Annotated in this window: 19 protein-coding genes; 4 read left to right on the plus strand and 15 right to left on the minus strand. The window is 59.4% G+C overall.

Annotated features, from left to right (window positions below):
• Window positions 1–240 precede the first annotated feature (240 nt).
• The 8 genes from JFT63_RS14350 to rplM all read right to left on the minus strand — a co-directional run bounded on the left by JFT63_RS14350 (window position 241) and on the right by rplM (window position 6,035).
• Window positions 241–990: a FadR/GntR family transcriptional regulator gene (locus JFT63_RS14350; protein WP_032877801.1), complete on the minus strand. Its 750-nt coding sequence runs from the start codon at window positions 988–990 to the stop codon at window positions 241–243.
• A 157-nt stretch (window positions 991–1,147) separates the two neighbouring features.
• The gene (locus JFT63_RS14355; RefSeq protein ID WP_057701612.1) at window positions 1,148–1,567 is read right to left on the minus strand and encodes a ClpXP protease specificity-enhancing factor; all 420 of its coding nucleotides are present in this window, start codon (window positions 1,565–1,567) and stop codon (window positions 1,148–1,150) included.
• Between the two features lie 17 nt (window positions 1,568–1,584).
• Window positions 1,585–2,202: a glutathione S-transferase N-terminal domain-containing protein gene (locus JFT63_RS14360; protein ID WP_057701613.1), complete on the minus strand. Its 618-nt coding sequence runs from the start codon at window positions 2,200–2,202 to the stop codon at window positions 1,585–1,587.
• 148 nt (window positions 2,203–2,350) lie between these two features.
• Complete coding sequence (locus JFT63_RS14365) at window positions 2,351–3,130, minus strand: cytochrome c1 (RefSeq protein ID WP_005784777.1); 780 nt, start codon at window positions 3,128–3,130, stop codon at window positions 2,351–2,353.
• Window positions 3,130–4,341, minus strand: a complete 1,212-nt coding sequence (locus JFT63_RS14370) for a cytochrome b (RefSeq protein WP_003188526.1) — start codon at window positions 4,339–4,341, stop codon at window positions 3,130–3,132. The genes JFT63_RS14365 and JFT63_RS14370 overlap by 1 nt, the downstream gene beginning before the upstream one ends.
• Entirely contained in the window at window positions 4,341–4,934 is a 594-nt protein-coding gene (gene petA, locus JFT63_RS14375) for a ubiquinol-cytochrome c reductase iron-sulfur subunit (RefSeq protein WP_099587089.1), read from the minus strand. The genes JFT63_RS14370 and petA overlap by 1 nt, the downstream gene beginning before the upstream one ends.
• 265 nt (window positions 4,935–5,199) lie before the next feature.
• Complete coding sequence (gene rpsI, locus JFT63_RS14380; protein WP_002555064.1) at window positions 5,200–5,592, minus strand: 30S ribosomal protein S9; 393 nt, start codon at window positions 5,590–5,592, stop codon at window positions 5,200–5,202.
• A 14-nt stretch (window positions 5,593–5,606) separates the two neighbouring features.
• Window positions 5,607–6,035: a 50S ribosomal protein L13 gene (gene rplM / locus JFT63_RS14385; RefSeq protein WP_003171742.1), complete on the minus strand. Its 429-nt coding sequence runs from the start codon at window positions 6,033–6,035 to the stop codon at window positions 5,607–5,609.
• A gap of 249 nt (window positions 6,036–6,284) precedes the next feature.
• On the opposite strand from rplM, the gene JFT63_RS14390 reads away from it, so the two are divergent.
• Window positions 6,285–7,325: an NADP(H)-dependent aldo-keto reductase gene (locus tag JFT63_RS14390; RefSeq protein WP_198844189.1), complete on the plus strand. Its 1,041-nt coding sequence runs from the start codon at window positions 6,285–6,287 to the stop codon at window positions 7,323–7,325.
• Window positions 7,326–7,453: 128 nt separating this feature from the next.
• Here the strand turns inward: JFT63_RS14390 and JFT63_RS14395 are convergent, their stop codons facing one another.
• Window positions 7,454–8,590 (minus strand): acyl-CoA dehydrogenase family protein, encoded by a 1,137-nt coding sequence (locus tag JFT63_RS14395; protein ID WP_057701617.1) that lies wholly within the window; start codon window positions 8,588–8,590, stop codon window positions 7,454–7,456.
• A gap of 244 nt (window positions 8,591–8,834) precedes the next feature.
• Between JFT63_RS14395 and JFT63_RS14400 the strand changes: the two genes are divergently transcribed.
• Window positions 8,835–9,731, plus strand: coding sequence for a GlxA family transcriptional regulator (locus tag JFT63_RS14400; RefSeq protein ID WP_198708283.1), 897 nt, complete (start codon window positions 8,835–8,837; stop codon window positions 9,729–9,731).
• A gap of 562 nt (window positions 9,732–10,293) precedes the next feature.
• Here JFT63_RS14400 and zapE read toward each other — a convergent pair.
• From zapE to JFT63_RS14415, 3 genes are all read right to left on the minus strand, one after another.
• Entirely contained in the window at window positions 10,294–11,388 is a 1,095-nt protein-coding gene (zapE, locus tag JFT63_RS14405) for a cell division protein ZapE (RefSeq protein ID WP_005784768.1), read from the minus strand.
• Window positions 11,389–11,467: 79 nt separating this feature from the next.
• Window positions 11,468–12,823: a tryptophan--tRNA ligase gene (locus JFT63_RS14410; RefSeq protein WP_057701619.1), complete on the minus strand. Its 1,356-nt coding sequence runs from the start codon at window positions 12,821–12,823 to the stop codon at window positions 11,468–11,470.
• Between the two features lie 16 nt (window positions 12,824–12,839).
• Window positions 12,840–13,469 (minus strand): alpha/beta hydrolase, encoded by a 630-nt coding sequence (locus JFT63_RS14415; RefSeq protein ID WP_198844190.1) that lies wholly within the window; start codon window positions 13,467–13,469, stop codon window positions 12,840–12,842.
• 146 nt (window positions 13,470–13,615) lie between these two features.
• Here JFT63_RS14415 and JFT63_RS14420 point away from each other — a divergent pair, with 146 nt between their 5' ends.
• The gene (locus JFT63_RS14420) at window positions 13,616–14,053 is read left to right on the plus strand and encodes a YhcB family protein (RefSeq protein ID WP_003171734.1); all 438 of its coding nucleotides are present in this window, start codon (window positions 13,616–13,618) and stop codon (window positions 14,051–14,053) included.
• Window positions 14,054–14,248: 195 nt separating this feature from the next.
• On the opposite strand, the gene JFT63_RS14425 is transcribed toward JFT63_RS14420, so the two are convergent.
• The 3 genes from JFT63_RS14425 to JFT63_RS14435 form a co-directional block, all read right to left on the minus strand.
• Window positions 14,249–15,973 (minus strand): ABC transporter ATP-binding protein/permease, encoded by a 1,725-nt coding sequence (locus JFT63_RS14425; RefSeq protein WP_198844191.1) that lies wholly within the window; start codon window positions 15,971–15,973, stop codon window positions 14,249–14,251.
• 99 nt (window positions 15,974–16,072) lie between these two features.
• Window positions 16,073–16,633, minus strand: coding sequence for a response regulator transcription factor (locus tag JFT63_RS14430; protein ID WP_003171731.1), 561 nt, complete (start codon window positions 16,631–16,633; stop codon window positions 16,073–16,075).
• The gene (locus JFT63_RS14435; protein WP_032877809.1) at window positions 16,626–17,888 is read right to left on the minus strand and encodes an ATP-binding protein; all 1,263 of its coding nucleotides are present in this window, start codon (window positions 17,886–17,888) and stop codon (window positions 16,626–16,628) included. Before JFT63_RS14435 ends, JFT63_RS14430 begins: the two co-directional genes overlap by 8 nt.
• A 204-nt stretch (window positions 17,889–18,092) precedes the next feature.
• On the opposite strand from JFT63_RS14435, the gene JFT63_RS14440 reads away from it, so the two are divergent.
• On the plus strand, window positions 18,093–18,803 hold the full coding sequence (locus JFT63_RS14440) for an SIMPL domain-containing protein (protein ID WP_057701623.1): 711 nt from the start codon (window positions 18,093–18,095) through the stop codon (window positions 18,801–18,803).
• Window positions 18,804–18,807: the final 4 nt, after the last annotated feature.

The raw sequence follows: 18,807 nt of genomic DNA on the forward strand, positions 1-18,807 counted from the left end.
GCCGAGTGGTGGGGCAAGAGCCCTTTGGTTACTTTGGGGCTTTTCCAAAGTGACCCGCCGTCAGGGCGGAACCCTAAATGGCCGTTACCGCAGCAATGGATATGTACACAATCCAACCGTGTTGACTGCCAGACCGCCTTCGCGAGCAAGCCCCACAGTAGGATCGTTGGGGTGTCAGGTAGATAGCCGCCGGTTGGCAGGCCGCCATCGCAGGCAAGCCAGCTCCCACATGGGCAAACCTCAGCCGCGCTGTGCTTCTGCCTCTTCATGGGCATGGCGCAGCCGCTCACGGCTATTGGTCAAATGCAGACGCATGGCCGCCCGCGCCGCATCCGAATCCTGGCGGGCAATCGCCTCATAGATTTCTTCGTGTTCGCGGCTCAGGCGACTCATGTAGTGCTGTTGGTCGTCATGGGCCAGGCGGGCCGAATTCAAGCGCGTGCGCGGAATGATGCTGGTGCCCAGGTGGGTCATGATGTCGGTGAAGTAACGGTTGCCGGTAGACAGTGCAATTTCCAGGTGGAAAGCAAAGTCTGATGCCACCGCGTCACCCGCGTGGGCCGCACTTTCATTCAGCGCATCAAGGGCCGCCCGCATGGCAGCCAGTTGCGCATCACTGCGACGCAAGGCGGCAAGACCCGCCGACTCCACTTCCAGGCTGATACGCAGCTCCAGAATCGCCAGCACATCACGCAGGGTCACCACGGTGGCCGGGTCAATGCGGAAGCCGCTGGGGCTGGGGGTGTCCAGCACGAAGGTGCCGATGCCATGACGGGTCTCGACCTGCCCCGCCGCTTGCAGGCGCGAGATGGCTTCACGCACTACGGTGCGGCTGACACCGTGAGCGTCCATGATCGCCGACTCGGTAGGCAGTTTATCGCCGCGTTTGAGCTGGCCATCGCGGATCTGCTCGGACAACACCGTGACCAATTCCTGGGCAAGGCTGCGGCGCTTGCGGGGCAGACGTGGAGCGGCGCTGGCGTTTTCCATGATGAACCATCTTTCTCGGCGAACTAAAGACGCATCATAGCCCATGGTGGTTGTACGATCACCGTTGTGGCGCGACTTTCATCCATATCCTTCGCGCAAAAAAATGCCCCGACATATGTCGAGGCATTTTTCAGAGCGGTGTGAAGACAAAATCCGCCTACTTCACCACTTTCAAGCTCGGCCGACCGCTAGGGCGCGGCGGCTCGGTGTCCGGTGGTGGCACATCATCACCGCCCTCGCCTTCGATCGTTTCGTCGTCCTCGAAAGGCGACTCCAGATCGAACACCATGCCCTGGCCATTTTCCCGGGCGTAGATCCCCAGGATGGCACCAATGGGCACGAACAGCGTATGCGGCACGCCACCGAAACGCCCTTCAAAGCTCACCGCTTCGTTGTCCATGTGCAGATGGCGCACGGCACTGGGCGATACGTTCAGCACGATTTGTCCGTCGCTGGCGAAACCCTGTGGCACATCCACCTTGGGAAACTCGGAATTGACCAGCATGTGCGGTGTGCAATCGTTGTCCACAATCCACTCATAGAGCGCGCGGACCAAATAAGGTCGACTGGAGTTCATCAACGGCTCCTTAAGCCTTAGCGCATATCGCGTTCGACACCAGACAGACTCGCCTGGAAAGCCTCACGCGCAAATTGGCGCTCCATGTAATCAAGCAGCGGCTTGGCCGGCCGTGGCAGTTCAATGCCCAGGATCGGCAAGCGCCAGAGTATGGGTAATAGGCAGCAATCCACCAGGCTTTGTTCCTCACTGAGGAAAAAAGGTTTATCGGCAAACAGCGGCGAAACACCGGTCAGGCTTTCGCGCAATTCCTTGCGCGCCTGCACCCGAACGGCCTCTTTTGACCGTGAATCCAGAATCACATCCACCAGCCCGCACCAGTCACGCTGGATCCGATGGATCAGCAGGCGGCTGTTGGCACGCGCCACCGGGTACACCGGCAGCAAAGGCGGATGCGGGTAACGCTCATCCAAGTATTCCATCACCACGGTTGACTCCCACAACGCCAGGTCACGATCGACCAGGGTGGGCAAGCTGCCGTAAGGGTTCACTTCGATCAGTTTCGGCGGCTGACGGCCCGCCTCCACACTGATGATCTCGGCGCTGACACCCTTCTCTGCGAGCACGATGCGTACTCGGTGGGAATAGTGGTCGGCGGGGTCGGAGTAACAGGCCAACCGATTGGTCACGCCCATGGCGGTCCTCCTCGCTTGTTGAAATTATCGAAAGCTCAAAAACGAGCGCGCCCAGAGAGCATCTCTGTAACGTCCGGTCAAACCAGGCGTTACGTGTTCAGAGATACCGCTGGGCGCGCAAGATTAACAGCAATTGCTTACGGTTGGATCAATGCACATCCTTCCAGTATTCGCGCTTGAGCAGATAAGCGAATACGAAGAAGAAAGCCAGGTACAGCAAGACGTACGTACCGATGCGCTGATGCTGCAGTTTGACCGGGTTGGCCGAGTAGGCCAGGAAGGTCACCAGGTTCTTGACCTTCTCGTCGAACTGCTCTTCGTTCAGCGTACCGGTTTTGGGCACGATGGTCAGTTGATCGCACGCTTCATGGGTCAGCGGCGTGCCGGTCAACGGATCGTATTGCTTCTTGCCGTCTTCAACGACCTGAACCTGCTTGCATCCTACCACTTGACGGCCCTGCAGGCCGACCAGAACGTTCGGCATACCGACATTCGGGAAGACTTTGTTGTTTACGCCATAAGGGCGCGCCGGGTCTTCATAGAAGGACTTGAGGTAGCCGTAAAGCCAATCGGTACCGCGTACACGGGCCACCAGAGTCAAGTCCGGCGGTGCGGCGCCGAACCAGGTTTTGGCATCAGCCGGTTGCATGCCGATGTTCATATGGTCGCCAATCTTGGCGCCGGTGAACACCGCGTGGCTGAGCATCACCTCATGGGGAATGCCCAGGTCATCGGCGACACGCTCGTAGCGCTGGAACTTGGCGCTGTGACACCCCATGCAATAGTTGGTGAATGTACGCAGCCCGTCCTGCATGGCGGCCTTGTCAGACACATCGATATCGACTTTTTCCAGCTGCGCGCCATGCTCGGCGGCGAAGGACAGTAGCGGCAGGGCCGCAAGCACGAATGCAACGAATAACTTTTTCATCAGCCAGTCACCCTTTCCGGAACCGGTTTGGTCTTCTCGAGCCGGGTATAGAACGGCATCAGAATGAAGTAGGCGAAGTACAGGAAGGTGCAAACCTGCGACAGCAACGTACGCTCAGGGGTCGGCGCCAGGACGCCCAGAACACCCAGGATCACGAACGAAATGCAGAACACCCACAGCCAGATCTTGCTCAGCCAGCCTTTGTAACGCATCGACTTGACCGGGCTTCGGTCGAGCCACGGCAGCACGAACAGCACTGCGATGGCTGCGCCCATGGCGATCACGCCCATGAGTTTGTCGGGGATCGCACGCAAGATCGCGTAGAACGGCGTGAAGTACCAGACCGGAGCAATGTGCTCGGGTGTCTTGAAAGCGTTGGCCTGTTCGAAGTTAGGTTTCTCCAGGAAATAGCCACCCATCTCCGGGAAAAAGAACACGATCGAGCAGAACACAAACAGAAACACCACTACGCCGACAATGTCTTTCACGGTGTAGTAAGGATGGAATGGAATGCCGTCGAGCGGGATGCCGTTCTCGTCCTTGTGCTTCTTGATATCCACGCCATCAGGGTTGTTGGAGCCCACCTCGTGCAGCGCCAGGATGTGCAGCACCACCAGTCCCAGGATCACGATCGGCAGGGCCACCACGTGCAAGGCGAAGAAGCGGTTCAGAGTGATACCGGAGATCAGGTAGTCACCGCGAATCCACTGGGTCAGGTCATTGCCGATCACCGGGATCGCGCCGAACAGCGAGATGATCACCTGGGCGCCCCAGTACGACATCTGGCCCCATGGCAGCAGGTAGCCCATGAAGGCCTCAGCCATCAGTGCCAGGTAGATCAACATGCCAAACACCCACACCAGCTCGCGGGGCTTCTGGTAGGAGCCGTAGAGCAGGCCGCGGAACATGTGCAGGTAAACGACGATAAAGAACGCCGACGCACCGGTGGAGTGCAGCAGGCGCAGGATGGAGCCGTACTCGACGTCACGCATGATGTATTCGACGGAGGCGAACGCCTCTTCCGCCGAAGGCGTGTAGCTCATCGTCAGCCAGACGCCGGTGACAATCTGGTTGACCAGCACCAACAGGGCCAGAGAGCCAAAGAAGTAGAAGAAGTTAAAGTTTTTTGGCGCGTAATATTTGCTGAGATGGTCTTCCCACATTTTAGTGGCGGGGAAGCGCGCATCCACCCAATCCATGAACTTGCTCATCACGCGTTCTCCTTATCGAGGCCAATGACTATGAGGTCGTCAGTTTCGTAGGTATGCGGCGGCACGGGCAGGTTCAGTGGCGCGGGCTGGGACTTGTAGACGCGGCCGGCGAGGTCGTAATGGGAGCCGTGGCACGGGCAGAAATAACCACCGACCCAGTCCTTGCCCAAGTCGACAGGCGCTACTTCCGGGCGGAAGGTAGGGGAGCAACCCAGGTGGGTACACAGACCAACCAGCAGCAGGATCTCTGGCTTGATCGAACGTGCTTCGTTCTTGGCGTAGGCGGGTTGGTCGGATTTCTCGGATTGGGGGTCAGACAACTGGCCTTCAATCTTCTTGAGATTCCCCAGGATTTCCTCGGTACGGCGAACAATGAAAACCGGCTGGCCGCGCCATTCAGCAATCATCTGCTGGCCTGGCTCGATCTTGCTGACATTCACTTTCACCGGTGCACCTGCGGCTTTCGCCTTGGCACTGGGAAACCATGACCCCACGAACGGGACCGCAGCCCCCACCGCTCCTGCAGCACCCACCACGGATGTGGCTGCTACCAAGAAGCGACGCCGGCCTGCATTCACGCCGTCATTGCTCATTCAGTCCTCTCCCATCAGCTTTTTGGCCTGTTAAATCAGGCGTCTACTAAGTGTTGAATCTTTACTTATAAAAATTTTGACGGATGGTAATGAAAAGCCCCACGTATGACAAGGGAATTGCCCGGGCCTCCGCCCTCAGGCCTTGTAGTATAGGGGGTCTACGGATGTGGCAAGTTGTCACGGCGAAAAATGTGCATAAATCGCAGGCAATAAAAAACGCCCAGCTCCGTGAGGAGGCTGGGCGTTTTTTGGAACGTAAAGCGAATTAACGCTTCGAGTACTGCGGACGCTTACGCGCTTTACGCAGACCGACTTTCTTACGTTCAACTTCACGAGCATCGCGAGTAACGAAGCCAGCTTTGCGCAGAGCGCCACGCAGGGTTTCGTCGTACTGCATCAGAGCGCGAGTGATACCGTGGCGGATTGCGCCAGCTTGACCACTTACACCGCCACCGATAACGGTGACGTAGATGTCGAACTTTTCAACGGTCTCGGTCAATTCCAGCGGCTGACGAACTACCATGCGGGCAGTTTCGCGACCGAAGAAGTTGTCCAGGGAGCGGTTGTTGATCGAGATGTTACCAGTGCCCGGACGCAGGAAAACGCGTGCGGTTGCGGTTTTGCGACGGCCAGTGCCGTAATTTTGAGTCGCCGACATAATGAACTATTCCGTTAAAACTTCAGTTCTTGGGGCTGCTGAGCAGCATGAGGGTGTACAGCGCCCGCATAGACTTTCAGCTTGCGAAACATATCGCGACCCAGTGGGCCCTTCGGCAGCATGCCTTTGACCGCGATTTCGATCGGGGCTTCAGGCTTCTTGGAGATCAGGCCTTCAAAGTTGGAAGACTTGATACCGCCTGGGAAACCGGAGTGACGGTAGTACATTTTGTCTTGCGCTTTGTTGCCGGTAACACGTACCTGCTCAGCGTTGATGATCACGATGTAGTCACCGGTATCAACGTGCGGGGTGTATTCAGGCTTGTGTTTGCCACGCAGACGGCTGGCGACTTCAGTGGCCAGACGACCCAGGGTCTGACCAGCGGCGTCGACGACAAACCAGTCGCGCTGAACTGTTTCCGGTTTTGCAGTAAAAGTTGTCATTCTTTAATAGCCTCAGGGGCCGCCCTGTAAATTAGACGGCGGATCTTACTGAATAGTGCGTACTTTGACAAGTCAAAGGCAGCCGGATACAGACGCTATCGGGGGCTCGGGTCGGCGCGTCCGTTCAACGGCAAGATTCTTCGGCAGGCGGCGCATCACTTCCACTGCAGAAAGAGGTGGGCAATTATGCAGATTGCGAAAAAAAATTCAACCTGCTTTTATGATTGTTTTCCCCCGAAGGAGTACCCGATGGATTACCGACAGCTGGGCCGCACCGATCTGAACGTCAGCGCCATCGCGTTGGGCACCATGACCTGGGGCGAGCAGAACAGCGAGGCAGAGGCTTTCGCGCAGATCGAACGGGCCAAGGCCGCGGGGATCAACTTCCTCGATACCGCAGAAATGTACCCGGTACCGCCCAAGGCCGACACCTACGCCACCACCGAGCGCTACATCGGCAACTATTTCAAAAGCCGTGGCGACCGCGCCGACTGGACCCTCGCCAGCAAGATCGCCGGCCCCGGCAACACCATCGACTATATCCGCGATGGCCACCTGCGCCACAATCGCAAGCACATCGCCGCAGCCCTCGACGCCAGCCTCAAGCGCCTGCAGACCGACTGGATCGACCTCTACCAATTGCACTGGCCGGAGCGCAGCACCAACTTCTTCGGCCAGTTGAGCTACAAGCACAAGGACGAAGACGACCTCACCCCGCTGGAAGAAACCCTCGAAGCCCTGGATGAACAGGTCAAGGCCGGCAAGATCCGCCACATCGGCCTGTCCAACGAAACCCCGTGGGGCACCATGAAGTTCCTGGCCCTGGCCGAAGCCCGTGGCTGGCCGCGCGCGGTGTCGATCCAAAACCCCTATAACCTGCTCAACCGCAGCTTTGAAGTGGGCCTGGCGGAAGTTGCCATCCGCGAGCAGTGCGGCTTGCTGGCCTATTCGCCTTTGGCGTTCGGCATGCTCAGTGGCAAGTACGAAAATGGCGCTCGCCCGGCCAAGGCCCGCCTGACCGAGTACAGCCGCTTCAGCCGCTACTTCAACCCGCAATCGGAAGCCGCGTGCAGCCGGTATGTGGCGCTGGCGCGCGAACATGGCCTGGACCCGGCGCAGATGGCGCTGGCGTTTGTGACGCAGCAGCCGTTTGTGACCAGCAATATTATTGGGGCCACATCGCTGGAGCAGTTGGATAGCAATATTGCCAGTGCCGAACTGAAACTGTCGAAAGAGGTGCTGGATGGGATTGAGGCGATTCAGAAGGATCATCCGAATCCGGCGCCTTGATTGACCTTCAGACCGCTATCGCAGCGATGCGGCGACCCGACAAGCCAGCTCCCACATTTTGATCTGTGAATACCGTCAAATGTGGGAGCTGGCTTGCCTGCGATGAGGCCATCAAGAGCACCAGACAATCAAAGCGCCCGCGCAATAATCTCCTTCATGATTTCATTGGTCCCCGCATAAATGCGCTGCACCCGCGCATCCGCCCAGGCCCGGGCGATCGGGTATTCCCACATGAAGCCGTAGCCGCCATGCAACTGCACGCACTCATCGAGCACCTTGCATTGCAGGTCCGTGGCCCAGTACTTGGCCATCGCCGCCGTGGGCACGTCCAGCTTGCCTTCCAGATGCAAGGCCATGCATTGGTCGACAAACACGCGACCAATCTGAATCTCGGTGGCCATCTCGGCCAGCTTGAACCGGGTGTTCTGGAAGTCGGCAATCGCCTTGCCGAACGCCTTGCGCTCGCGGGTGTAGTCCAGGGTCCATTGCAACGCCGCTTCGGCTGAGGACAGCGCGCCAATCGCCACGGTCAGGCGTTCTTGCGGAAGTTCCTGCATCAGGTAGGCAAACCCCATGCCCGCCTGGCCCAGCAGGTTTTCCTTGGGCACACGCACGTCCTGGAAGAACAGCTCCGAGGTGTCCTGGGCCTTCATGCCGACTTTTTCCAGGCGCTTGCCCTTGTCGAAGCCCGGCGTATCGGCTTCCACCAGGAACAGGCTGGTGCCCTTGGCGCCGGCCTTGGGGTCGGTCTTGGCAACGACGATCACCAGATCGGCCAGGTAGCCATTGGTGATAAAGGTCTTGGAGCCGTTGATCACGTACTCATCGCCATCCAAAACCGCTGTGGTCTTGACGCCCTGCAGGTCGGAACCAGCGCCCGGCTCGGTCATGGCAATGGCCGTGACCATCTCCCCGGAGATCAACTTGGGCAGGTACTTGTGCTTCAGCGCTTCACTGCCGTAATGCAGGATGTAGGGCGCGACGATATCCGAATGCAGGGAAAAGCCGATGCCGGTCAAGCCCAGGCGACTGACTTCTTCGATCACCACTGCGCTGTAGAGAAAATCTGCGCCCAGGCCGCCATATTCCTCCGGCAGGTGGGAACACAACATGCCCGCCTCCCCCGCCTGGTTCCACAGGTTACGGTCGATATAGCCCTGTTTTTCCCATTGCCCATGGAAGGGCACGGCGTGCTTTTCGAGGAAGGTGCGCACGCTCTCGCGGAAGAGTTCGTGCTCCGAGCTGAACAAGGTTCTGGGGATCATGGTTCACCTGCGTGGATTGTCGGACAAGGACGAGCCCACAGAGCCTATGCCCCGATGGCGTGACGGGACACTGGACACATGCGACAAAAAATAAGACGATCCAGCCGTCTGGTGACCACTTTCCCCTATAAGAATAAATGAAATTATGTCTAACCAAATCTCCACGCCGTTGCGGCGCGTCAGCATTTTGGCCATTGATCGGGTATTCGCTTCCACCCTCATGCAAGCCAAGGATTTTTTCCATCTGGCCAGCCTGCGCTACGGCAAACAGCAAGGCCTGGGCCTGACCCCGGCATTCGAAACACGTCTGGTCAGCCCCGACGGGCAATCAGTGCGCAGCTTCAGCGATGTGATCATGCCCGTGGACGGTGGCCTGGAAGATGCCGATATCATTGTGCTGCCGGCCTTCTGGGACGACTTCGACGCCCTGTGCACGCGCTACCCGCAAGTGCTGCCGTGGCTGCGCGCACAACATGCCCGTGGTGCCGTGCTGTGCGGTGAAGCCACCGGAGTGTTCTGGCTGGCCGAAGCCGGGCTGCTCGATGGCAAGGAGGCGACCACCTACTGGCGGTTCTTCAATGCCTTCAGCGAGCGCTTCCCCAGGGTGCAGCTCAACCAGGACAAGCACCTGACCGATGCCGACAACCTGTATTGCGCCGGCGGTACCACGTCGGCCTGCGACCTTTACATCTACCTGATCGAACGCTTTTGCGGCGCCAACATCGCCCAGGCCGTGGCCCGCGACATCCTTTATGAAGTGCAGCGCAGCTATTCGCCGGGGCGTATCGGTTTTGGCGGGCAAAAGCTGCATCAGGACGTGATCATCCTGCAGATCCAGCACTGGCTCGAAGAGCATTTTGCCGACAAGTTCCGCTTCGAAGACGTCGCCCGGGAGCACGGCATGAGCATCCGCAACTTCATGCGCCGCTTCCAGACCGCCACCGGCGACAAGCCGCTGCATTACCTGCAACGGCTGCGCATCGAGACGGCAAAGGGCCTGCTCTCGGGCAGCCGCAAGAGCATCAAGACCATCAGTTACGAGGTGGGTTACGACGATGCGAGTTTCTTTGCGCGGTTGTTCAGGCAGCACACGGAGTTGTCGCCGAACCAGTATCGGCAGCAGTTCCAGCAGGCCGCCTAATCTCAGGCAGACATAAACCATTGTGGGAGCTGGCTTGCCTGCGATGACCATGGGTATCTACACAACTCTTTGGTGCGACGCCGGACCTGTGGGAGGGGGCTTGCCCCCGATGGCGGCCTAAGAGCCGGCCAGGATGTTGGGCTTTGATCGAGTACATATCCGTTATTTGGGTAACGGCTGCTATTGGTTCCGCTTTTACAGCGGGTCACTTTGGAAAAGAGCCCCAAAGTAACCAAAGGGCTCTTGCCCCACCACTCGGCACCTCGCCTAGGCTCGGTGTGCCCGTAATCCGCCATGGATTTGGGGGGCCGCCGCCACGCGCCATCCATGGCGCGGGGCGGCTAAACCGGCATCCCTGCCGGTTTACCCCCCAAATCCCTGTCGAATTCCGGCCAGCGTGGTTTGATGGGGCGCTTAAGATCAAGATCAAAAGCAGAGCAAGAGCGGCTCGCTTCGCATCGTGGTTAGCGTCGGCAGTGGCTACAAAAAGTTGTGTAGATACCCATGGTTATCGGGGGCAAGCCCGGCTCCCACATTAGATCTCCATTGAGCTGGAGATTGATTAAGGCTTGTGCCCGCGCGACAGGAACTCGTGGGACTGCATTTCCAGAAGGCGGCTCAGGGTGCGCTGGAATTCGAAGTTCAAGCGGCCGCCGGTATAGAGGTCCTTGAGTTCGACTTCCGCCGAGATGATCAGCTTGACGTTACGGTCGTAAAACTCGTCGACCATGTTGATAAATCGCCGCGCAATGTCGTCGGTGGTCACGCCCATCTGCTCCACGCCGCTCAAGATCACCGCATGGAAGATCTTGCCCAGCTCGATGTAGTCGTTCTGGCTACGTGGGCCGTCGCACAGTTGGCGGAATTCGAACCAGGCCACGTCATCGCAGGTACGCAAGGCGATGATTTCGCGGTTCTCGATCATCAGCTTGTCGTTTTCCACCGCCTGAGTGCATTCCGGCGTCAGCGCGCGGAAGCTCTTTTTCAGGCTGTCGTGCGCCGCCTGGTTCAGCGGGAAGTGGAACAGTTCGGCTTGCTCCAGATGGCGCAGACGGTAGTCGACGCCGCTGTCGACGTTGACGATATCAGTGTTCTGCTTGATCAGCGCAATGGCCGGCAGGAAGCGCGCACGCTGCAGGCCGTCCTTGTACAGGCCATCAGGCACGATGTTCGAGGTGGCCACCAGGGTCACGCCGTTCTTGAACAACTCTTCCATCAAAGTGCCGAGGATCATGGCGTCGGTGATGTCGGAGACGAAGAATTCATCGAAGCAGATCACCCGTGCCTCTTGGGAGAAACGCTTGGCAATGATGGTCAGCGGGTTTTTCTCACCCGGCAGGGTTTTCATCTCTTCGTGCACGCGCTTCATGAAGCGGTGGAAGTGAGTACGGACCTTTTCTTTGAATGGCAGCGCTTCAAAGAAGGTGTCTACCAGGTAAGTCTTGCCCCGGCCGACGCCACCCCAGAAGTACAGGCCCTTGACCGGCGTGTGGTCTTTCTTGCCAAACAGCTTGCTGAACATCCCTGGCTTGCTTTGCGAGGCCGCGACCAGATCGTCGTACAGGCGCTGCAAATGACGCACAGCATTTTCCTGGGCCGCGTCATGGAAGAATTCAGGGCGTTTCAGATCAGCTTGATATCGTTCTAGGGGCGTCATAATTTCGTTAGCAAGGCAACAAAAACGGGCCGACACTGTAACGACGGCCCTGGAGAATGGCAATCAACCCTTGGTCGGGTTAATCCTCGATTGGGGTTAACGCAACGCGCAAGGCTTCGATGGCCGCGTCACGCGACGCTTCATCGACGTACTCGGCACCGTCTGCTACTGCGGCGCCGTCCAGCCATACGCTGAAGCTCAGAGCCTCGGAGCGCACGTCCAGCGCATCACCACCTTGCAGTTGCCTGGTCACCGCGCCGGCTGCTTTGCCATCGGTAAAGTTGCGCGACAACAGCAGTTGCTCGCCGTCGGCGGCCAACAGGCGGAAGCGGAAACTGCCGTCTTCCTCACGAAAGCTCACGAAACGTGCAGCCTTCGCCGCTTTTTTCTTGGTGGCGACCGGCGCCGCAGCCTGGTTGACGAACGAACGCAAGCCCACCGCTTCACGCAGCTCGGCCAGGAACGGTGCCGCCACAGCGCGGGCCTTTTTGGCGCCGACTTGCAGCAGGTCTTCCATGTCCGATGGGCGCGCCATCAGTTGATGGTAACGCTCGCGCGCTTCGCCGAGCTGGCCGTCGAGCAGTTGGAACAGACGGTTCTTCGCCTCGCCCCAGCCCAGGCCTTGCAGCAGCTCACCACGGAACTCTTCTTCCTGGGCCTTGGTCGCGAACGCCTGGTACAGGGTGAACAGGTGCGAGTTGTCCGGGTCCTTGGCTTCGCCCGGCGCGCGGGAGTCGGTGACGATCCGCGAGATCGCGTCTTTCATGTCCTTGGCGCTGGTGAACAACGGGATGGTGTTGTCGTAGCTCTTGGACATCTTGCGGCCATCCAGGCCCGGCAAGGTGGCGACGCTTTCTTCGATCAGCGCCTCGGGCATGGTGAAGAATTCTTTACCGTTGCCGAACAGGTGGTTGAAGCGCTGGCCGATGTCGCGGGCCATTTCCACGTGCTGGATCTGGTCGCGACCCACCGGCACCTTGTGCGCGTTGAACATCAGGATGTCCGCCGCCATCAGCACCGGGTAGCTGTACAAGCCCATGCTGATGCCCGCATCCGGGTCTTCACCGTTTTCCACGTTCTTGTCCACCGAGGCCTTGTAGGCATGGGCGCGGTTGAGCAGGCCCTTGGCGGCAACGCAGGTCAGCAGCCAGGTCAGCTCGGGGATTTCCGGGATGTCCGACTGGCGGTAGAAGGTCACCCGGTTCACATCCAGGCCACCGGCCAGCCAGGTCGCGGCGATTTCCATACGCGAGCGCTGGATGCGCTGCGGGTCGTCGCATTTGATCAGGGCGTGGTAGTCGGCCAGGAAGTAGAAGGAATCGGCATTCGCGTCTTCGCTGGCGAGGATCGCCGGGCGAATCGCACCGGCATAGTTGCCCAGGTGCGGCGTGCCGGTGGTGGTGATGCCGGTGAGGATACGGGTACGGGTCGTCATGGGGGATCGCTTGTCATCAATTCGAAAGGCGTGGCAGCACCAGATCCTTGAGATCGGTCAGCTTGCCGTGAAAAAAGTGTCCGCATTCTGCCACTTTCAGCAACTCATGGGGGCGTTTCAGGGCGGCGGACCAGGCGTAGACCACTTGCGGGTCGACCACTTCGTCGCTTTCCGGCTGGATCAGCGTCAACGGGCAGCCTTGGGGCAGCACGTCCGACTCGCCCAGGCGCATCACCGCCGCCGCCGCCATGAACAGGTGCGCGAGCTTCTCGCCCTTGGCTTCCAGGCGGCCGCCAAGACTGGCGGCGACGTAACCACCGAAGGAAAAACCCAGCAAGGTGATCGGCAGATCCGGGTGTTTTTCCCGCAGCCAGGTAACGGCCGCTTCGGCATCATCGACTTCACCACTGGCCATATCGTGTGTACCGGCGCTGGCACCGACACCACGATAATTGAAACGCAAAGTAATCAAACCGGCATCGCGGGCAGTGCGTTGCAGGGTCGAAACGACTTTATTGAGCATGGTCCCACCCTGCACCGGGTTAGGGTGGCAGATCAGCGCCAGCCCACGTGGTTCGGGGTGATCCAGGTACAGGGCTTCCAATTGGCCCACCGGGCCATCGATCAAAACGGGGGTTTCACGCATGAGCAAGGATGAACTCCGTGACCTCTCAAGGGGTCGACTCGTCTAGCTAAAAGTCTGTGCATGGCATCATTGCGAGCTTAATCGCGGTATACAGCGCAGGTTTGAGCCGTTAACGTAAAGCAAAGCCGTTTATAGAGGAAGGACTCGTGGAACACTCGCTCTTAGTTTGGTTGTTGCCGACTCTTGCCCTGGTTGCCGGTGTCGCCATTGGATTCCTGGTTGCTCGCCTGCTGCCGAATGCCGCGCCTAACCGCACGCAGCGTCAGCTGGATGACATTCAGGAACGTTTTGACAGTTATCAGAACGAGGTTGTTACCCACTTCAACAGCACCGCGACCCTGGTCAAGAAGCTCACCCAGAGCTACCAGGAAGTACAGGATCACCTCGCCGATGGGGCTAACCGCCTGGCCCTCGACGACATCACTCGCCAGCGCCTGCTGGCTGCGCTGCATTCCGATGCACCGCAAACCCCGCGGGAACGCTTGACCCCGCCACGGGAAAACCAGGAGCCACCACGGGACTACGCGCCAAAAACGCCGAACGCTCCAGGCATGTTGGATGAGCATTACGGCTTGAAGAAGTAAGTCATCCTCAAGCAATAAAAAAGCCCGGCTGGTCGATGATCAGCCGGGCTTTTTGTTGGGTGCCTGAACCATCAGACAACACCGCCTCCTGTGGGAGCTGCCTTGCCTGCGATAGCGGTGTGCCCGTTGACACACCTGCCTCAGACACTCCGCCATCGCGGGCAAGCCCGGCTCCCACATTGAGCGCGCACGCGTTCAGGTCGGTTGTTGTTCCTGCAACCGCCCACCGTCGATGCGCACATGCCGCCCGTGGAAACGCTTGAGGCTGCTGCGGTGGCCGACGCTGACGATGCTCAATCCCGGCAACTCATCGATCAACGCCTGGTACAAGGTTGCCTCGTCCTCTTCATCCATCGCCGAGGTCGCTTCGTCCATGTACAACCATCGCGGTGCAAACAATAACGCACGGGCAAACGCCAGGCGCTGTTGCTCTCCCGGCGAAAGCATACGTTGCCAATGATTGGCCTCATCCAGCCGAGCGACCAGGTGCGGCAGGCGACAGGTTTCAAGGACCTGTGCATAACGTTCGGCCGCATAACCGCTGTCGTCTTGTGGATAACTGAGCACCGCCTTGAGCGTACCAATCGGCAGGTAAGGCTTCTGCGGCAGGAACAAGTAGCGCGTCGCCGGCAGACGAATGCTGCCATGACCGGCCGGCCACAGATGGCCCATCGCCCGCAGCAAGGTGCTCTTGCCGCTGCCGGAACGCCCGCTGAGCATGACACGCTGGCCAGGCTCCACGGTCATGTCGGCGTCGGTGAGCAGGTGACGGCCGTCGGCCAGGTCCATGCCCAGGTCCTTGATCACCAGGCGCTCGCCTTCAGGGCGCACATCGATGGCCGGAGCGCGCTGCTCGTTGTCGCTCATGGCTTGCTGAAAACTCAGCAGACGATCACTGGTGGCGCGCCACGTCGCCAGTTCCGAGTAGGCGTTGATAAACCAGCTGAAGTTTTCCTGCACGTTGCCAAACGCCGAGTTGATTTGCATCAGCTCGCCCAGCTCGATCTTGCCGGTGAAGTAGCGTGGGGCGGCGACGATAAACGGGAAGATGATCGCAATCTGGCCGTAGCCGGCGGTGAAAAAAGTCAGGCGCTTGGACACTTTCATGATGTCCCAGAAGTTGTGCCAGACCTTGCCGAAGCGCGTACTCAAACGTTGCCTTTCATTCGGCTCGCCGTTGTACAAGGCAATACTCTCGGCATTCTCCCGCACCCGCACCATGGAAAAACGCAGGTCCGCCTCCAAGCGTTGCTGCTGGTTGCTCAGGCCGATCAAGCGGCGGCCTATCAGGTGCGTCAGCCAACTGCCCACGGCGGCGTACAGCAGCGCGCACCAGAACATATAACCGGGGATGGTGATGCCAAACACTTCGATGCTGCCCGACACACCCCACAGGATAATCGAGAACGACACCAGGCTGACCACGTTACGCAGCAACCCAAGGCCGAGGCTCAAAGTGCCGGAGGTGAAGTTGTTGAGGTCCTCGGAAATCCGCTGGTCCGGGTTGTCGGTATAACCGCCCTGCTCCAGCTGGTAGTAGTTCTTGTGGGCCAGCCACCGGGTGAAGTGCTTTTCGGTGAGCCAGGCACGCCAGCGGATTGTCAGCATCTGGGTCAGGTAGAGCCGATAAACCGCACCGAGAATCGCCACGGCGGCGATCGCGCCAAAATAACCGATCAGTTGCCAGAAGGCAGCAGTGTCCTTCTTCTCCAGGGCGTTGTAGAAATCCTTGTACCAGTGGTTGATCCACACGGAAATCGCCACGCTGAACAGCGACAGGCCAATCACTGCGGCCAGCAGCAACCAGGCCCTGCCCTTCTCCTCGCTGCGCCAATAAGGCGTGATCATGGCCCAGGTTCGGCGGAAAAATTGCCCACGCACCGCATCGTTGACCGCGGAGTACTCAGCGTTCTGATTCATTGTTCAGGCTCGGTAGGAAAACATCACAGGCGTTTGAACCGATCATAGGTGATCGGTTCGTGCATCCGTGCAGCCTGAAGCGGGTTGTTCAGTTGCCGTTCAGCGTCGTACCGGGCGCTTCTGCAACTTGCGCTGCAAAGTACGGCGGTGCATGCCCAGAGCGCGGGCAGTGGCAGAGATATTGCCTTCGTGCTCGGTCAGCACGCGCTGGATATGCTCCCATTGCAGGCGGTCCACCGACATCGGGTTTTCCGGTACCAGGGTGTCGAGGTCGGCGTGCTCGGAAAGCAGTGCGGCCAGCACGTCGTCGGCATCCGCCGGCTTGCACAGGTAGTTGCAGGCGCCGCGCTTGATGGCTTCAACGGCGGTGGCGATGCTGGAATAACCGGTGAGGATCACCACGCGCATTTCAGGGTCAAGCTCCAGCAGCTTGGGCAGCAGTACCAGGCCAGAGTCGCCGTCCATTTTCAGGTCGAGGGCGGCGTAGTCCGGCAGGTCGGCCTGTGCGATGGTCAGGCCTTCTTCGGCCGACCCTGCGGTGCTGACGCGAAAACCGCGACGGCTCATGGCGCGCGCCATCACGCGGGTGAAGGTCGCATCGTCATCTACCAGCAACAGGTGCGGCAGTTCTTCGCCTTCGACTTGGATCTCGTCACTCATCGATATCTCCTCGTGCGACACGGGGCAGGCGCAGCTCGGTGAGCGTGCCACCTTCCTCATGACTATAGAGCTTCACTGAGCCGCCCGCGCGGGTCACGCTGGCCTTGCTCAAAAACAGGCCCAGGCCGAAGCCTTTGCCCTTGGTGGTAAAGAACGGTTTGCCGATCTGCTCGGCAATGGCCAGCGGCACACCCGCGCCGTGGTCACGAATGCTGATGGTGATGTTCTCGGCGTCCCAGTCCAACTGTACACCGAGCCCTTCAGGGCAGGCGTCAGCGGCGTTGTTCAGCAGGTTGAGCAGCGCCTGGGTCAGGTCCGGCGGCGGCGCCAGGCGCGGCACGCTGCCTTGGCCCAGCAGGTTAAAGCGGTAACTGGCTTCGGGACGCATGAGGTGCCAGCGATTCAGGGCCTCATCGAGCCACTGGGTAACGTCCTGCATCTCCACCGCCAGACGGCGATTGGCTTCGGCGGCACGCACCAGTTGCTGCAATGTCAGCTTGCACTGCTTGACCTGCTCCTGCAAAACGCTGAGGTCATCCTGCAGGGCCGGGTCGTGATGGTCCTGGGTCATTTCCTTGAGCAGCACGCTCATGGTCGCCAGCGGCGTACCCAACTCATGGGCGGCACCGGCGGCCTGGGTGGCGACGGCCAGCAGTTGCTGGTCACGCAAGCCCTCTTCACGGCGAATGGCGCGCAATTCTTCCTGACGGCGCAGTTCTTCGGCCATGCGTGCGGCGAAGAAGGTGATCACCGCAGCGGACAGGGCAAAACTCAACCACATCCCGTAGATCTGCAGGTTTTCCCGTGCGATCGGGAAGGTCTGCAAGGGGTAGAACTGAGCCAGCAGCAAGGTGTACAGCGTCAGCGCGATCCCCGACAGCACCACCGAGTAGCGCCACGGCAACGTCACGGCGGCGATGGTCAGTGGCACCAGGTAATACGAAACAAACGGGTTGGTGGACCCACCGGAGAAATACAGCAACACGCTGTGGATAAACAGGTCGCAAGCCAGTTGCAGGGCATATTCCAACTCGGTAACCGGCCAGGTGGTGCGCAGCCGTATGGCGGTAAACGCACATAACACCGTGGAAAAACCAAGGGTGACAGCCAGTTGCAGCCAGGGCAGCGGCAGCAGGTCGAACCAATAGGCGAGCCCGACGGAACCGGCCTGTGCGGCCAATACCAGGGTACGAATGAACGTCAGGCGCCAAAGGTTCTGGCGAGTGGCGGAAGTCAGTTTTACGGCGGCGAGCATGAGCTCTCCCGATGAGCGCTGCAGGCGGATCGGCACGAGTATAAACGAAGCAGACCGGCTGGCACGGCGCGTGTGGCTCTTTGACGCAGGCTCGGCTAATGACCGTTCGTCGGCGCAGGCCTACTTGTAGGTAATGTGTAAACCCGAAGAACCCGATGCCAGCGTCTACAGTCATACCGAGCACGACTATCTCAAGGAGCTTCCATGTCTCGTTTCATTCGCAGTGCAGCCATCATCACTCTCAGCGCCAGCGCGATTGCCAGCCTGCCGGCGGTGGCCGCCGATGCACTGAATTACAACCAGATCTCCCTGCGCGCCGAAGTCAGCCAGGAAGTGGCCCGCGACAAGATGATCGTCACCCTCTACACCGAGTCGCAAAACGCAGACCCGGCCAAGCTTGCCGCTGAAATTACCACCACCATGAACACTGCCCTGGGCCAGGCCCGCGAAGTCAAAGGCGTGACCCTGCGCCAGGGCAGCCGTAACAGCTACCCGATCTACGACAACAAGAACCAGAAGATCACCGGCTGGCGCGAGCGCGCCGAACTGCGCCTGGAAAGCGCAGACTTCCCGGCGCTGTCCAAGCTCACCGGCGAGCTGTTGAACACCTTGAAAATGGAAAACATGGACTTCGCCATCGCTGATGCCACGCGCAAGGCCAGCGAAGATGCGCTGCTCAAAGACGCCGTTACCGCGTTCAAGGCCCGTGCGCAACTGGCCACCGACGCACTGGGCGGCAAGGGTTACAAGATCGTCAACTTGAACTTCAACACCAATGGTTACCCGATGCCTTATGCCCGCGGTGGCATGATGATGAAGGCCGCCATGGCCGATTCGGCACCGACCCCTGAAGTTGAAGCGGGCACCAGCCAGGTCAGCATGAGTGCCGATGGTGTGATTGAAGTGCTGCAATAAACTT

The sequence above is a fragment of the Pseudomonas sp. MF7453 genome, assembly GCF_016405455.1.
Taxonomy (GTDB): Bacteria; Pseudomonadota; Gammaproteobacteria; order Pseudomonadales; family Pseudomonadaceae; genus Aquipseudomonas; species Aquipseudomonas paralactis.

Excerpts from the sequence above, each read along its gene's own strand:
- JFT63_RS14350 (WP_032877801.1), bottom strand. The coding sequence starts at position 990 with ATGGAAAACGCCAGCGCCGCTCCACGTCTGCCCCGCAAGCGCCGCAGC.
- JFT63_RS14355 (WP_057701612.1), bottom strand. The coding sequence starts at position 1,567 with ATGAACTCCAGTCGACCTTATTTGGTCCGCGCGCTCTATGAGTGGATT.
- JFT63_RS14360 (WP_057701613.1), bottom strand. The coding sequence starts at position 2,202 with ATGGGCGTGACCAATCGGTTGGCCTGTTACTCCGACCCCGCCGACCAC.
- JFT63_RS14365 (WP_005784777.1), bottom strand. The coding sequence starts at position 3,130 with ATGAAAAAGTTATTCGTTGCATTCGTGCTTGCGGCCCTGCCGCTACTG.
- JFT63_RS14370 (WP_003188526.1), bottom strand. The coding sequence starts at position 4,341 with ATGAGCAAGTTCATGGATTGGGTGGATGCGCGCTTCCCCGCCACTAAA.
- petA (WP_099587089.1), bottom strand. The coding sequence starts at position 4,934 with ATGAGCAATGACGGCGTGAATGCAGGCCGGCGTCGCTTCTTGGTAGCA.
- rpsI (WP_002555064.1), bottom strand. The coding sequence starts at position 5,592 with ATGTCGGCGACTCAAAATTACGGCACTGGCCGTCGCAAAACCGCAACC.
- rplM (WP_003171742.1), bottom strand. The coding sequence starts at position 6,035 with ATGACAACTTTTACTGCAAAACCGGAAACAGTTCAGCGCGACTGGTTT.
- JFT63_RS14390 (WP_198844189.1), top strand. The coding sequence starts at position 6,285 with ATGGATTACCGACAGCTGGGCCGCACCGATCTGAACGTCAGCGCCATC.
- JFT63_RS14395 (WP_057701617.1), bottom strand. The coding sequence starts at position 8,590 with ATGATCCCCAGAACCTTGTTCAGCTCGGAGCACGAACTCTTCCGCGAG.
- zapE (WP_005784768.1), bottom strand. The coding sequence starts at position 11,388 with ATGACGCCCCTAGAACGATATCAAGCTGATCTGAAACGCCCTGAATTC.
- JFT63_RS14410 (WP_057701619.1), bottom strand. The coding sequence starts at position 12,823 with ATGACGACCCGTACCCGTATCCTCACCGGCATCACCACCACCGGCACG.
- JFT63_RS14415 (WP_198844190.1), bottom strand. The coding sequence starts at position 13,469 with ATGCGTGAAACCCCCGTTTTGATCGATGGCCCGGTGGGCCAATTGGAA.
- JFT63_RS14425 (WP_198844191.1), bottom strand. The coding sequence starts at position 15,973 with ATGAATCAGAACGCTGAGTACTCCGCGGTCAACGATGCGGTGCGTGGG.
- JFT63_RS14430 (WP_003171731.1), bottom strand. The coding sequence starts at position 16,633 with ATGAGTGACGAGATCCAAGTCGAAGGCGAAGAACTGCCGCACCTGTTG.
- JFT63_RS14435 (WP_032877809.1), bottom strand. The coding sequence starts at position 17,888 with ATGCTCGCCGCCGTAAAACTGACTTCCGCCACTCGCCAGAACCTTTGG.
- JFT63_RS14440 (WP_057701623.1), top strand. The coding sequence starts at position 18,093 with ATGTCTCGTTTCATTCGCAGTGCAGCCATCATCACTCTCAGCGCCAGC.